General features: G+C 73.3%; 11 protein-coding genes. 2 read left to right on the top strand and 9 right to left on the bottom strand.

Going from position 1 to position 13,462, the window contains the following annotated elements; genetic code table 11:
- Window positions 1-21 precede the first annotated feature (21 nt).
- From ACQ9ZG_RS07730 to lipB, 4 genes are all read right to left on the bottom strand, one after another.
- Entirely contained in the window at window positions 22-729 is a 708-nt protein-coding gene (locus tag ACQ9ZG_RS07730) for a DUF4191 domain-containing protein (RefSeq protein WP_018486739.1), read from the bottom strand.
- A 30-nt stretch (window positions 730-759) separates the two neighbouring features.
- The gene (locus ACQ9ZG_RS07725; RefSeq protein WP_018486738.1) at window positions 760-960 is read right to left on the bottom strand and encodes an SCO2195 family GlnR-regulated protein; all 201 of its coding nucleotides are present in this window, start codon (window positions 958-960) and stop codon (window positions 760-762) included.
- A gap of 325 nt (window positions 961-1,285) precedes the next feature.
- Entirely contained in the window at window positions 1,286-2,275 is a 990-nt protein-coding gene (gene lipA / locus ACQ9ZG_RS07720) for a lipoyl synthase (protein ID WP_028415539.1), read from the bottom strand.
- A 183-nt stretch (window positions 2,276-2,458) separates the two neighbouring features.
- Window positions 2,459-3,274: a lipoyl(octanoyl) transferase LipB gene (gene lipB / locus ACQ9ZG_RS07715; RefSeq protein WP_018486736.1), complete on the bottom strand. Its 816-nt coding sequence runs from the start codon at window positions 3,272-3,274 to the stop codon at window positions 2,459-2,461.
- 388 nt (window positions 3,275-3,662) lie between these two features.
- Here lipB and ACQ9ZG_RS07710 point away from each other — a divergent pair, with 388 nt between their 5' ends.
- Window positions 3,663-5,447: an NsdA family TPR-like regulatory protein gene (locus tag ACQ9ZG_RS07710; RefSeq protein ID WP_499280171.1), complete on the top strand. Its 1,785-nt coding sequence runs from the start codon at window positions 3,663-3,665 to the stop codon at window positions 5,445-5,447.
- A 66-nt stretch (window positions 5,448-5,513) separates the two neighbouring features.
- Here ACQ9ZG_RS07710 and ACQ9ZG_RS07705 read toward each other — a convergent pair whose 3' ends face one another.
- The gene (locus ACQ9ZG_RS07705) at window positions 5,514-6,950 is read right to left on the bottom strand and encodes an FAD-dependent oxidoreductase (protein WP_499280170.1); all 1,437 of its coding nucleotides are present in this window, start codon (window positions 6,948-6,950) and stop codon (window positions 5,514-5,516) included.
- Window positions 6,951-7,146: 196 nt separating this feature from the next.
- Window positions 7,147-8,046, bottom strand: a complete 900-nt coding sequence (locus ACQ9ZG_RS07700; protein WP_109914209.1) for a TIGR01777 family oxidoreductase — start codon at window positions 8,044-8,046, stop codon at window positions 7,147-7,149.
- A 96-nt stretch (window positions 8,047-8,142) separates the two neighbouring features.
- On the opposite strand from ACQ9ZG_RS07700, the gene ACQ9ZG_RS07695 reads away from it, so the two are divergent.
- A complete protein-coding gene (locus tag ACQ9ZG_RS07695; RefSeq protein ID WP_109914210.1) occupies window positions 8,143-8,679 on the top strand; it encodes a GNAT family N-acetyltransferase in 537 nt (178 codons plus the stop codon).
- Window positions 8,680-8,806: 127 nt separating this feature from the next.
- Here the strand turns inward: ACQ9ZG_RS07695 and ACQ9ZG_RS07690 are convergent, their stop codons facing one another.
- The 3 genes from ACQ9ZG_RS07690 to aceE form a co-directional block, all read right to left on the bottom strand.
- Window positions 8,807-9,328 (bottom strand): DUF4240 domain-containing protein, encoded by a 522-nt coding sequence (locus ACQ9ZG_RS07690; protein ID WP_028415545.1) that lies wholly within the window; start codon window positions 9,326-9,328, stop codon window positions 8,807-8,809.
- A gap of 62 nt (window positions 9,329-9,390) precedes the next feature.
- A complete protein-coding gene (locus ACQ9ZG_RS07685; protein ID WP_499280169.1) occupies window positions 9,391-10,386 on the bottom strand; it encodes a helix-turn-helix transcriptional regulator in 996 nt (331 codons plus the stop codon).
- Window positions 10,387-10,549: 163 nt separating this feature from the next.
- On the bottom strand, window positions 10,550-13,222 hold the full coding sequence (gene aceE, locus ACQ9ZG_RS07680; protein WP_109916437.1) for a pyruvate dehydrogenase (acetyl-transferring), homodimeric type: 2,673 nt from the start codon (window positions 13,220-13,222) through the stop codon (window positions 10,550-10,552).
- Window positions 13,223-13,462: the final 240 nt, after the last annotated feature.

Below are 13,462 nucleotides of genomic sequence, written 5' to 3'. Positions count from 1 at the left end.
GTTCGGCGCCTACGTCCGGTGTCAGCGCATCTTTCCGCCGCGCGGCATCCGCATGCCCTTGGGCATCGGGCCCTTCGGCAGCGGCATGTTGCTCATCAGGTCGCCCATCGCGCGCAGCCGGTCGTTGGTGGTGGTCACCTGCGGGCCGGTCAGGACGCGGGGGAGCTTCAGCATCTTGGTGCGGACCTTCTTCAGCGGCACCTGGCCCTCGCCGTTGCCGACGATGATGTCGTGGACCGGGACGTCCACCACGATGCGGGCCATCTTCTTCTTCTCGGCCGCCAGCAGGCCCTTCACCCGGTTCGGGTTGCCCTCGGCGACCAGGACGATGCCGGCCTTGCCGACCGACCGGTGCACGACGTCCTGGCTGCGGTTCATCGCCACCGCGGGGGTCGTGGTCCAGCCCCGGCCGATCCGGTCCAGGACGGCGGCCGCCGCGCCGGGCTGGCCCTCCATCTGGCCGAAGGCCGCCCGCTCGGCCCGTCGTCCGAAGACGATGGCCATCGCGAGGAGGGCCAGGACGAAGCCCAGGATGCCCAGATAGACCGGGTGCCCGATCACGAAGCCGATGCCGAGGAGGACACCGAAGGTGGCGATTCCGACACCCGCGATGACAAGACCGATCTTGCTGTCGGTCCGCCTGGTCATCTTGTAGGTCAGGGCGATCTGCTTGAGCCGCCCCGCGTTCTCGGCGCTGTCCGCGCCTTCAGTTTTTGCCTTCCTCGCCATGTACCGAAGTTTACGTGGCGAGGAAGCGACCTAGGAACGGTGGTCGGCCACCGCGTCCAGGACGTACTCGGCCTCCACCCGGTCCTTGGCCCGGCGGCGGTCCTCCAGGACGGCCGTCCAGGCGTTGCGGCGGGCGGTGCGCTGGCCGCTGCTCAGCAGCAGCGACTCGACGGCGCGCAGGGCGGTGGTGACGGACGGAAGGGCGTGGGCGCGGACCGGTGCGGCCTGCATGGTGTCTCCCCCTCGGAGCGGGTGCGCCACCCGGGACACGGGTCGGCGCGGACTGAGTACGGGGACCTCGGTACGGGGACCGTGGCGGCGGCCGCGGGAGCTGCCGCCGTACATGTACCTAGGGTCACTGCTCGGTGTTACCAGCGCGTGACCGGTCGGTCAAACACCAATGAACCCTTCATTCCGGTGCCCCGCACGCCGAAGCGGCCCATACGCGCCCCTCACCTGCGGGGAGCGCACGAGCCGCTTCGATCCTGCGGTTACCGGTCGGTAGTCCGGGTGAGCGGACTCACACGGAGCCGGGCCCGGTCACGCACGCGCGGACTCAGACGGCCTGGGCCGTCGGAAGGGCCGTCGACGCCGTGCCGGCGGCCGCGCCGCGGGCCTCCATCGCCTGCTGGAAGAGCCGGCCCGCGCGGTACGAGGAACGCACCAGCGGCCCCGACATCACGCCGGAGTACCCGATCGCGTCGGCCTCGTCCTTCAGCTCGACGAACTCCATCGGCTTCACCCAGCGCTCGACCGGGTGGTGGCGCACGGTGGGCCGCAGGTACTGCGTAATCGTGATGAGCTCGCAACCCGCGTCGTACAGGTCCTGGAGCGCCTCGCTGACCTCCTCGCGGGTCTCGCCCATGCCGAGGATCAGGTTCGACTTGGTCACCAGACCCGCCTCGCGGGCCCGCGTGATGACCTCCAGCGACCGCTCGTAGCGGAAACCGGGGCGGATGCGCTTGAAGATGCGCGGCACCGTCTCCACGTTGTGCGCGAGCACCTCGGGGCGCGAGGAGAAGACCTCGGCCAGCTGCTCGGGCTCGGCGTTGAAGTCGGGGATCAGCAGCTCGACCTTGGTCGCGCCCGCCTCCCGCTCCGCGGTCAGCGTGTGGATCTGGCGCACGGTCTCCGCGTACAGCCAGGCACCGCCGTCCTCCAGGTCGTCGCGGGCGACGCCGGTGATGGTGGCGTAGTTCAGGTCCATCGTGACGACGGACTCGCCGACCCGGCGGGGCTCGTCACGGTCCAGCGCCTGCGGCTTGCCCGTGTCGATCTGGCAGAAGTCACAGCGCCGCGTGCACTGGTCGCCACCGATGAGGAACGTGGCCTCGCGGTCCTCCCAGCACTCGAAGATGTTGGGGCAGCCCGCCTCCTGGCAGACCGTGTGCAGCCCCTCGCCCTTCACGAGATTCTGCAGCTGCTTGTACTCGGGGCCCATCTTCGCCCGCGTTTTGATCCACTCGGGCTTGCGCTCGATGGGGGTCTGGCTGTTCCGGACCTCCAAGCGCAGCATCTTGCGCCCGTCGGGTGCGACAGCGGACACTCCGGCTCCCCTTTGCTTTCGCTGCATTGGATTCGCATTGGATTCTTCGGCGAACACCAGGGTACGCCCGTAAATCAAACGGCCTTACGTCTGCCCAACCTGCGGCCGACGGGGCCTATTCCCCCGGCCGGCCTACTGGCGGGTAGACCCACCGGTAGGCACCACGCCGGGTCCCGGCGGGGACTACGCGGGGGCGGGGGCCTGCTCGGCCGCCCGCTCGATCACGCGGGGCGCCATGTCCGCGTTCTCCAGGATGTCCCGCAGGTGCTTCTCGGCGACCGGCAGCACCTCCTCGATGGTGATCTCCCGGCCCAGCTCGTTCGAGAGGGAGGTGACCCCCGCGTCCCGGATGCCGCACGGCACGATCCGGTCGAACCAGGTGTTGTCCGGGTTCACGTTGAGCGCGAAGCCGTGCATCGTCACGCCCTTGGCCACCCGGATCCCGATCGCCGCCAGCTTGCGGTCCTCGCGGCGCTGGCCCGCGTTGGACGGGGCGTACTCCGGGCCGTTCAGCCGCGGGTCGAACTCCTCGTCCTGGAGTCGCGGGTCGAAGTCGAGCGAGAGTCCGCCGAGCGCCTGGCGCTGCTCGACCGGGTCGCCCAGCACCCAGACACCGCTGCGGCCCTCCACCCGCGAGGTCTCCACCCCGAAGTCGGCGGCCGTGCGGATCAGCGCCTCCTCCAGGCGGCGGACGTGCGCGACGACGTCGACGGGGCGCGGCAGCTTCTGGATCGGGTAGCCGACGAGCTGCCCCGGGCCGTGCCAGGTGATCTTCCCGCCCCGGTCCACATCGATGACCGGGGTGCCGTCCAGCGGACGTTCGCTGTCGGCCGTGCGGCGCCCCGCCGTGTAGACCGGCGGATGCTCCAGGAGCAGGCAGGTGTCCGGCACCAGGTCCTCGAACCGGGCGGCATGCACCTCGCGCTGCTTCTGCCATGCCTCCTGGTACTCGACCGCCTCCGGACCGAAGCCCAGACGGACGAACCGCAGCTCGCTCACGACAGATGCCTCCCTACGTCGGACGCCGTGTGCCCGGAGGGGTGTCCCCGGGATGACGGCACCCTGCACTGGTCGCGCCCGCAACCACTGTACGACCGTCACCCGGTCGGCCCACCGGCAGGGCGAGGGCGGACCGGCGGCGGACGGGTCCCGGGCCGGGCGGGAGACGGGCGGGGGACGGGCGCTGACCGGATACGGGCCGGACGCGGACCGGACATGGACCGGTGGCGGATCACCATCCGGGCGCCGCCGTCAGCTCGGTTCGCAATCCTCACACGATCGGATGAACGTGGAGCAAAGGGTGTCACCGACCGCCCCGGCGGACGCTAAATTCGCGCCGTTCCCCAGGGGCTGTCCCGGCCCCCGAAGGCAGGAGACCGTACAGCTGATGTCGGAACGACCCCCGCAGCGCACGCCCAACCGCCGCCTCGCCTCACTCATCGCGGAAGCCGGGTTCTCCCATGCGGGCCTCGCCCGCCGGGTCGATCAGCTCGGCCTCGAACACGGACTGGACCTGCGGTACGACAAGACCTCGGTCACCCGCTGGCTGCGGGGACAGCAGCCGCGCGGCACCACCCCCGCCCTGATCGCCGAGGTCTTCACCCGGCGCCTCGGGCGGCGGCTCTCCGCCCAGGACCTCGGCCTCGACGCCTGCGCGCCCGTCTACGCGGGGCTGGAGTTCGCGGCCACGCCCAGCGAGGCCGTCGACATCGTCAGCGGCCTCTGGCGCAAGGACTCCGGCTCGCACACGGAGCTGCGGAAGATCGCCTTCACCCCGGCCGGGCTCGTCGTTCCCAGCCGCGACTGGCTGATCGGCCGCGCCGACGAATGGGTGGCCCGCGACGGCGGTGCGGACCGGCCGCCCGCCCCGCAGCACCGCAGGGCGGGTGCCGGGGGAGCCGGTGGTCCGTCGTCGCCCGGCCGCCCGGAGGCCCCCGGCCGTGCGGACGGGGGGTCGCGTACCGACCTCCGGGGCGCGCCCCGGCCCGGCGGGCCCGTCCGCCCCGGCGGCCGCCCCGCCACGGCCGTCGGCCACTCCGGCCAGACGAGCGGCCACCCCGTGCCGGCCGGAGGCCGTCCGTCCGCGGTGGACCCGTCCGGACCGGGCGGCCGATCCGGCGGCGCTCTGCCCGCCGGGCTGTCCACCGGCGCACCGGGCGGACTCCTCGGCGGTCCGTCCGGCGGCGGTCCGTCCGGCTCCGGGGCTCCTTCCGGTACGGAGGCGCTCCCCGCGGTCCCGCGCCAGCGGCAGACCGAGCGGGGGACCGGCCTGCGGGTCGGCACCGGCGACGTCTCCGCCCTGCGCTCGGTCGGTGAGCTGTTCCGTACGCTCGACCACGCCTACGGCGGCGGCCACGCCCGCCAGGCCCTCGTGCGGTATCTGGAGCACGAGGCCGAGCCGATGCTCCGCGGGAGCTACGGCGAAGCCACCGGGCGCCGGCTCTTCGCCGCCGTCGCGGACCTGACCCGGCTGGCCGGCTGGACCTCGTTCGACATCGCCGCCCACGGACTGGCCCAGCGGTACTTCGTCCAGGCCCTGCGGCTCGCCCAGGCCGCCGGGGACCGGGGTTACGGGGCGTACGTCCTGATCACCATGAGCCGCCAGGCCGTCCACCTCGGCCACGGCAGGGAGGCGGTCCAGCTCGCCCGCGTCGCCCAGCAGGGCATCGGCTCCGCCGCCCCGCCCCTGGTCCAGGCCCTGCTGCACTCGGTGGAGGCGCGCGGCCACGCGATCCTCGGCGAGGCGCGGGCCTGCACCGCCGCCCTGACCCGGGCCGAGCACGCCCTGGAGACCGCCCGGCCGGGGGACGAGGCGCCGCCGTGGGCCCGCCCCTTCGACGAGGCCCAGCTCGCCCACGAGCTGGGCCACTGCCACCGCGACCTCCAGCAGTACCGGGCCGCCGCCCAGCACGCCGAGCGCTCGCTCCAGCTCCGCGCCCCGGCGTACGCCCGCAGCAGGCTGCTCTGCCGGGTGGTGCTCGCCTCCGCCCGGCTGGGCCTCGGTGAGCTGGAGCAGGCCTGCCAGCTGGGGGCCGAGGCCGCCCAGCAGGCCGCCGAGATGCGCTCGGTCCGGGCCACCGAGTACGTACGCGCCTTCGAGCGCGGCCTGGAGCCGTACCGGGACGCGGTGGCCGTACGGGGCTACCGCGACCGGGTGGCGGCGCTGGGCTGACCGGGGAGGCCGGGGAGCGTCCCGTACGCCCCCGCCGCCTGCGCCCCGGCGCTCCCGTCCCTGCCCCTACGCCGCCTCCGGCAGTCCCGTGCCCCCGGCGTGTGCCGGGCGTACACCCAGGTCGGTGAGGATCGCCTCGGCCGCCCGGCGCCCCGAGTGCAGCGCCCCCTGGACCGTGCTCGTGTCGCGGTGGTCGCCGCACACGTACAGCCCGGCCAGCACCCGGACCGGCCGGCGCGGGTCGTGCGGCGCCTCCATGGCGGGGACCGCCTCCGGGTCGTGGTGGGCCGCCAGCAGCTCCCAGTCGTCCGTCGGCGTGCCGTACAGCCGTGCCAGATGGGCCCGTACGGAACGGTCCAGCTCGCTCGGCCGCGTACCGAGCACCGTCGAGGTGATCAGCGCCCGGCCCTCCGGCGCGCGCGAGGGGTCGACCTCGCTCATCACCGCCGTGTACGCCACCGGGCCCGACCGGTCACCGTCCAGCACCAGCGACCGGCCGGTCGGCGGCGGTACGGGCGCGGTGTGGTGAAGGACCGTCACCGGGCGGAAGGCGGGCACCCGCAACCCCGGCAGCAGCTCGGCCGCCGCCCCCGCGCCGGTGGCCAGCAGCAGGGAACGGCACCCCAGCTCGCCGTGTTCCTTGGTCCGTACGGTGGTGATGTCGGCGGCCGTCACATGCACGCCGGTCCGGACCGTGCCGGGCGGCAGCGCGGCGGCCAGCAGATCGGGCAGCGTTCCCGAACCGCCCGCCGGTACACACAGTCCGCCCCGCGCGTAGTCGCGCAGCGCCAGATCCGCGCACCGGCTCGACGTGGTGAGCCCCGGGTCACCGAGCAGCGCGGTCAGCAGCGGACGCAGGACGCCGTCCACCGTGCGGGCGGGCATCTGGCCCGCCGTCAGCGCGGCGAGCGCCGTCCGCTCGGGGCGGGCCAGCAGCCGGGCCGTCGGGGCGGCGGCCAGCCGGGAGAGCGCCGCGCCGAGCCGGGCCCGGTCGATCGCGTCGGAGACCGCGTGGCTGTTCCGCAGGCCGGGTGCACGGAGGCCGGAGCCCCGGAGCCCGGTGTTCTGGAACGCTGGGCCCCGGGCCCCGGGCCCGCTCCGTGACACGGGCCGCACCTGGCTCCCGTGACCGCCGGGCGGATCGTGGGGGGCGCTCGACCGGGTGCGTACGGCTCTGAGTGCGCCCCTTGCGCTCCGTATGTCGGCGGTGCGGTGGCGGCGGCCGTCGCTGTGCACCAGCACTCCGGAGGCGAACTCCCGCAGCTCCGGGGTGCCCAGCCCGGGCGTGGAGGTCAGCTCCGGCCAGGCGGTGCAGAGCAGGGGGCCGAGCCGGTCGAGCCGGAAACCGTCCACCTCGTCGGTGGCCAGTCGGCCGCCCGGGGTGGGGGCCGCCTCCAGAACACTGACGCCGACTCCGGCGCCGGTCAGCAGATGGGCCGCTGAGAGGCCGGCGATCCCGGCCCCGATGATGATCACGTCCGCGTGGTGTGCCGTGCTGCGCACAAGCCCCTCCCCGAGTCGGTGCGACTGGTGGGGGGCTCTTGCCCCCAACAGGTCCCCGGAATGCCGGAGTTCGCATCGAGGTTAGGAGGATGGCTGATAGTGGGTCAGACGCGCGTGGCCGGGAGCACCGGGGCACGGGGTCGCACGGAGGGCCCCCGGGGGAGCGGCCGAGCGGGTGCGCGCGGGGCGCCCCGGCTCAGCGCAGGGCCGCGCGGATCGCCGCGTCGATGCCGGGGAAGGCGAACGAGAAACCGGAGTCCAGCAGCTGTCCCGGGATCACCCGCTGGCTGCCGAGCACATCTCCGGCGAACTCCCCGAGCGCGATCCGCAGGGCGGGCGCGGGGGCGGTGAACAGCGTCGGGCGGTGCAGCACGCGGCCCATCGCGGCGGTCACCTCGGCGTTGGTGACGGGGTCGGGCCCGGTCAGGTTCACCGGGCCGGTCAGCGACTCGGTGTCCAGGATGTGACGCAGGGCCGCGACGTGGTCGTGCAGGGCGATGAAGCTCCAGTACTGCCGCCCGTCGCCCATCCGCCCGCCGAGACCCGCCTTGAAGAGCGGGAACAGCCGCCCCCACGCCCCGCCCTCGCGGGCCACGACCAGTCCGGTGCGGGCGTGCACCGTGCGGACGCCCCGCTCCTCGGCGGCGGCCGTCGCGGCCTCCCACTCCTCGCAGACGGAGGGCAGGAAACCGTCCCCGGGCGGGGCGCTCTCGTCCACGGGCCGGTCGCCGGTGTCGCCGTAGAAGCCGATGGCCGAGCCGGAGAGCAGCACCTTCGGCGGGGCGTCGAGCGAGGCGACGGCCTCCGCGATCGCGGACGTGCCCAGCACCCGGCTGTCGCGGATCTCCTGCTTGTAGGCGTCGGTCCAGCGCCGGTCCCCGACCCCGGCCCCGGCCAGGTGGACGACCGCGTCGCAGCCCACCAGCCCGGCCACGTCCACGTGGCCCCGCTTCGGGTCCCACGCCACCTCGTCCCCGGACCGGGCCGGCCGGCGCACCAGGCGGACCACCTCGTGCCCGTCGGCGCGCAGCGAGCGCACGAGCGCCGCTCCGATGAGTCCGGAGGAACCAGTGACGGCGATACGGGAGGTCGGCATGGTGCCATCCTGCCCCAAGGGCGGGGGTGAACACGGCAGCGCTTCCGGGGGAAAACACCATGGAGCGGGGGGATCCGGGCGTGGGACAGTGACGTCATGTCCGCACCTGCCCTCGATTCCGTCTCCGTCCGCACCGCCCGGTCCGCCGACGAGGAAGCCCTCGGCGAGCTGGACCGCTCCACCTGGTCCACCCTCCACGCGGTGGTGCCGCGCCCCCGCCCGCCCTACGAGCCGTTCTTCGACGAGCGGCACCGCCCCGACGACTTCCTGGTGGCGGAGGTGGCGGCGCCCTCCGCCGCGGGGCCGGGAGGCACGCGCATCGCCGGGTACATACGCCTGGTCCCGCCCACCCCGCTCGCCTGCAACGCCCATGTGCGCCAGATACAGGGGCTCGCCGTGGCCACCTGGGCGCGCGGGGGCGGGGTCGGGCGGACCCTGCTGCGGGCCGCGTGCGCCGAGGCACGGCGGCAGGGCGCCAACCGGATCACTCTGCGGGTGCTCGGGCACAACACGCCGGCCCGGGCGCTCTACGCCTCCGAGGGGTTCGCCGTGGAAGGGGTGCTGACCGGGGAGTTCTTCCTGCAGGGCCGCTATGCCGACGACGTCCTGATGGGTCGCTCACTCACGCCCTGAGCCCGCCTGGGGGTGTGAGCGGGACGAGATCGCCGGGGCGGCGGTCACTGCGGCCCGGACCTGCGTGGCCCGGACCTGCGTGGCCCGGACCTGAGCGGCGCGGCCCGGCTCCCCGGCCGGGCGGGGCTCAGCGGGGCGCGAAGCGGTTCCAGAGTTCCGGGTAGCGGGCGGCCAGGGCCTCGTCGTCCTCGAAGTCGACCGGTGAGCCCAGCGGCTCGGTGGGCTGGGGCGGTAGCCCCAGGTCGGGCGCGACCACGCCCGTGAGCTGCTCGTAGGCCTCGTCGGCCGCGTAACCCAGCTCCTCCCCGTCCCCGTCGATCTCCTCGTCGAAGTCGTCCAGCAGCTCCGCCAGAGCGTCCGGGTCGTGCAGCGCGCCCTCGAAGACCTCCCGGCCCTGTCCGATCAGCCAGCACCGGAAGTAGTCGAAGGCGTCGTCGCTCGCCCCGCCCAGCAGCACGGCGGCCGCGCCCCACAGATCCCAGCGGTAGGCGCGGTGGTAGCGGGCCTCGAAGTGCCGGGCGAAGTCGAGCACGGAATCGGGGTCGAGCTGCACCAGCCGTTCCACGAGCAGGTCGGCCTGCTCCTCGGGGTCGCCCTCGGCGCCCTCGCGGCTGCTGTCGACGATCTCCCAGAATTCCGTCTCGTCCATCACGGGTCCAGCATCCAGCCTGCCGGGACCCCTCGCACGCCCAGACGGCGAAAAGAAGCCTTTCAGCGATACAGCTCGCGCAGGCGTTCGGCCGCCGCGGCGAACCGGCTCCGCAACTCCTCGGGGGCCACGACCTCCAACTCGGGACCCAGCGAAAGGAGCTGGCTGTATGCCACGTCCAGTGATTCCACGGGGAGGACGACCGTGCGCCACCCGTCCGGACCCGCCGGAGGGGCCTGCGCGAGAGCCTCCGCGGCCGCCGCACGGTCACCGGCGTACGCGAGCCGCCGGGCCCCGTTCTCGGACACGCGTACGGTCACCTCGGTGCGGAGAAGGGAGCGGGCGAAGCCGGCGGCCCGCTCCTCCCAGAACGCGGGCAGGTCGAAGCCCTCGTCCCGCTCGAAGCGCTCGTCGGCCGGTTCCACGGAGGTGAACCGGTCGATCCGGTAGACCCGGAAGTCGTCGCCCGCCCTGGCGCAGAGGTACCAGACCCCGGCCTTGAGCACGAGCCCGTGCGGAGCCAGCTCCCGCGCCACCTCCGTACGGTCTCGGTCCCCCCGGTCCTCGCGGCCCCCGCCCCTGCGGTAGCGGGCCCGGACCAGGCGGTCGTCCCAGACGGCGTCGGCGATCACGGGCAGCAGCTCGGGCGTCTCCGGCTCGTGGTACCAGGAGGGCGCGTCCAGGTGGAAGCGGCGGGCGGCGGACGAGGAGGCGTCACGGAGGGAGGGCAGCAGTGCGGCCGACACCTTGAGCCGGGCGGCCGACGCCGCGTCCTCCAGGCCCATCTCCCGCAGGGCCGAGGGCAGCCCGGAGAGGAACAGCGCCTCCGCCTCGTCGCGCGCCAGCCCGGTCAGCCGGGTGCGGTAGCCGCCGACGAGCCGGTAGCCGCCCGCCCGGCCGCGCTCGGCGTAGACCGGCACGCCCGCCTCGGAGAGCGCCTGCGCGTCCCGGGTGACCGTGCGCTCCGACACCTCCAGCTCCGCCGCCAGCTCGGCGGCGGTCATGGCGGGACGGGCCTGAAGAAGGAGGACCATCTTGATCAGCCGAGCAGCACGCATGGCCCCATTGTGGTGCCCCCGGCACCCCCGGCCGTCCGCATCCCGCATCCCGCGTCCGCGCGGGCCGATCGTGCACGCCGGAACCCCCGACCGCCGGGGCGGGCGCGTTGTCGGACGCGGCCGCCCCGGGGGCCGGGGGTTCGGGTCTGTACGGGAGCGGGGCTCAGAGGCCGTAGCGCTCCCGGGCCTCCTTGACCGCCGAGGCCGGGACCTCGCCGCGCTTGGCGAGCTGGGCCAGCGAGGCGACGACGATCGACCGGGCGTCGACGCCGAAGTGGCGGCGGGCCGCCTCCCGGGTGTCGGAGAGGCCGAAGCCGTCCGTGCCGAGCGAGGACCAGTCCTGCTCCACCCACTGGCTGATCTGGTCCGGCACCTGGCGCATCCAGTCGCTGACCGCCAGCACCGGGCCCGGCGCACCGGCGAGCGCCTGCGTCACGTACGGCACCCGCTGCTCACCGCGGAGCAGCGCCTCGTCGGACTCCAGCGCGTCGCGGCGCAGCTCGCCCCACGAGGTGGCGGACCAGACGTCGGCCGTGACACCCCAGTCGGCGGCCAGCAGCTCCTGGGCCTCCAGGGCCCAGTGGATCGCCGTGCCGGAGGCCAGCAGCTGCAGGCGCGGCGCGTCCGCCTTGGCGGGCGTGCCCTCCTTGAAGCGGTACAGGCCCTTGACGATGCCCTCCTCGACGCCCTCGGGCATCGCGGGCTGGGGCTTCGGCTCGTTGTAGACCGTCAGGTAGTAGAAGACGTCCTCGGCATCGGGGCCGTACATCCGGCGCAGGCCGTCCTTGACGATCACCGCGATCTCGTACGCGAACGCCGGGTCGTAGTTGAGCGAGGCCGGGTTGGTGGCCGCGATCAGGTGCGAGTGGCCGTCCGCGTGCTGGAGGCCCTCACCCGTCAGGGTCGTACGGCCGGCGGTCGCGCCGACGATGAAGCCCTTGCCGAGCTGGTCGGCGAGCTGCCACATCTGGTCGCCGGTCCGCTGCCAGCCGAACATCGAGTAGAAGATGTAGAACGGGATCATCGTCTCGCCGTGCGTCGCGTACGACGTGGCGGCGGCGATGAAGTCGGCCATGGCCCCGGCCTCGGTGATCCCCTCGTTGAGGATCTGGCCGTCCTTGGCCTCCTTGTAGTACATCAGCTGGTCGCGGTCGACCGGCTCGTACGTCTGGCCCAGCGGCGAGTAGATGCCGGCCGACGGGAAGAGCGACTCCATACCGAAGGTACGGGCCTCGTCCGGGACGATCGGCACCCAGCGCCTGCCGGTCTCCTTGTCCCGCATCAGGTCCTTCACCAGGCGGACGAACGCCATGGTGGTGGCCATCTCCTGCTTGCCGGACCCCTTGTACAGGGCCTTGAACGCGCGCTCCTCGGGCTGCGGCAGCGGCTCGACGGCGTGCAGGCGGCGGGCCGGGGCGGGGCCGCCGAGGGCGGCACGGCGCTCCTGGAGGTAGCGGACCTCGGGGGAGCCGGCGCCGGGGTGGCCGTAGGGGACCTGCCCGTCCTCGAAGGCGCTGTCCGGGATCGGGAGACCGAGCAGCTCGCGCATGCCCTTGAACTCGTCGATCGACAGCTTCTTCATCTGGTGGTTGGCGTTCTTGGACTCGAAGCCCTTGCCGAGCGTGTAGCCCTTGACCGTCTGGGCCAGGATCACGGTCGGCGCGCCCTTGTGCTCGACGGCAGCCTTGTAAGCGGCGTAGACCTTGCGGGCCTCGTGGCCGCCGCGCGAGGTGTAGAAACACTCGGCGATCTTCGCGTCGCTGAGCAGCTTGCCCAGCTCGACGAGGGCGGGCTCGGCGCCGAAGAAGTGCTCGCGGATGTAGGCGACGTCGCGGGTGGCGTACGTCTGGAACTGCGCGTCCGGGACCTCGCGCAGCCGGCGCAGCAGCGCCCCCTGGGTGTCCAGCTGGAACAGCTCGTCCCAGGCGTTGCCCCAGAGCGTCTTGACGACGTTCCAGCCGGCTCCGCGGAAGGCGCCCTCCAGCTCCTGGACCACGCGGAAGTTGGCGCGGACCGGGCCGTCGAGCCGCTGGAGGTTGCAGTTGATGACGAAGGTCAGGTTGTCCAGCTGCTCGCGGGCCGCCAGCGCGAGGGCGGCGGTCGACTCGGGCTCGTCCATCTCGCCGTCGCCCAGGAAGGCCCAGACGTGCGAGTTGGAGGTGTCCTTGATGTTGCGGTTGGCCAGATAGCGGTTGAAGCGCGCCTGGTAGATGGCCGAGAGCGGGCCGAGGCCCATCGACACCGTGGGGAACTCCCAGAGCCAGGGCAGCCGCCGCGGGTGCGGGTAGGAGGGCAGACCCTCGCCGCCCGCCTCCTGGCGGAAGTTGTCGAGGTGCTGCTCGGTGAGCCGCCCGTCGAGGAAGGCGCGGGCGTAGATGCCGGGGGAGGCGTGGCCCTGGATGTAGAGCTGGTCGCCGGAGCCGTCCCCCTCCTTGCCGCGGAAGAAGTGGTTGAAGCCGGTCTCGTAGAGCCAGGCCGCCGAGGCGAAGGTCGCGATGTGACCGCCGACCCCGTGCTTGGCACCCCGGGTGACCATCGCGGCCGCGTTCCAGCGGTTCCACGCGGTGATCCTCGACTCCATCTCCAGGTCGCCGTCGAACGCGGGCTCGGCGGCGGTCGGGATGGAGTTGACGTAATCGGTCTCCAGCAGCTTGGGCAGCGCGAGACCGGCGCCCTCGGCGTGCTGCAGCGAGCGGCGCATCAGGTACGCGGCGCGGTGCGGGCCGGCGGCCTTGGTGACGGCGTCCAGGGAGGCCGCCCATTCGGCGGTCTCCTCGGGGTCACGGTCCGGGAGCTGGTCGAGCTCGCTCGGAAGCTTTCCTACGGGGTCGGTCATGATCGCCGCCTTCCGGAGAGGAGGGGGGTGGAGAAAGGCCCTATCTGGCAGGACAGAGCGATGGGGCCGGTGGGCCCGCGCAGTGAACTGTAAGGCGCTGATCGATGATCGATCAAAGGATTGAAGGCAAAACTTCTCGATACGAAGAAAAGTGGCATGGGGTGCCTCGGAATGGGGCACGGAGTGACGCGAAAAAGCACGCAAAAAGGGCGCTGACCTGCACGGAAGAGCAGGTCACAC

The sequence above is a fragment of the Streptomyces araujoniae genome (assembly GCF_050871195.1).
Lineage (GTDB): Bacteria > Actinomycetota > Actinomycetes > Streptomycetales > Streptomycetaceae > Streptomyces > Streptomyces bacillaris.
This window is presented reverse-complemented; position numbering and strand designations above follow the sequence as displayed.

What these genes read in the sequence shown, in the direction of transcription:
- ACQ9ZG_RS07685 (WP_499280169.1), bottom strand. Translation starts at nt 10,386, where the DNA reads ATGCGTGCTGCTCGGCTGATCAAGATGGTCCTCCTTCTTCAGGCCCGT.
- ACQ9ZG_RS07700 (WP_109914209.1), bottom strand. Translation starts at nt 8,046, where the DNA reads ATGCCGACCTCCCGTATCGCCGTCACTGGTTCCTCCGGACTCATCGGA.
- ACQ9ZG_RS07695 (WP_109914210.1), top strand. Translation starts at nt 8,143, where the DNA reads ATGTCCGCACCTGCCCTCGATTCCGTCTCCGTCCGCACCGCCCGGTCC.
- aceE (WP_109916437.1), bottom strand. Translation starts at nt 13,222, where the DNA reads ATGACCGACCCCGTAGGAAAGCTTCCGAGCGAGCTCGACCAGCTCCCG.
- ACQ9ZG_RS07725 (WP_018486738.1), bottom strand. Translation starts at nt 960, where the DNA reads ATGCAGGCCGCACCGGTCCGCGCCCACGCCCTTCCGTCCGTCACCACC.
- ACQ9ZG_RS07730 (WP_018486739.1), bottom strand. Translation starts at nt 729, where the DNA reads ATGGCGAGGAAGGCAAAAACTGAAGGCGCGGACAGCGCCGAGAACGCG.
- ACQ9ZG_RS07690 (WP_028415545.1), bottom strand. Translation starts at nt 9,328, where the DNA reads ATGGACGAGACGGAATTCTGGGAGATCGTCGACAGCAGCCGCGAGGGC.
- ACQ9ZG_RS07710 (WP_499280171.1), top strand. Translation starts at nt 3,663, where the DNA reads ATGTCGGAACGACCCCCGCAGCGCACGCCCAACCGCCGCCTCGCCTCA.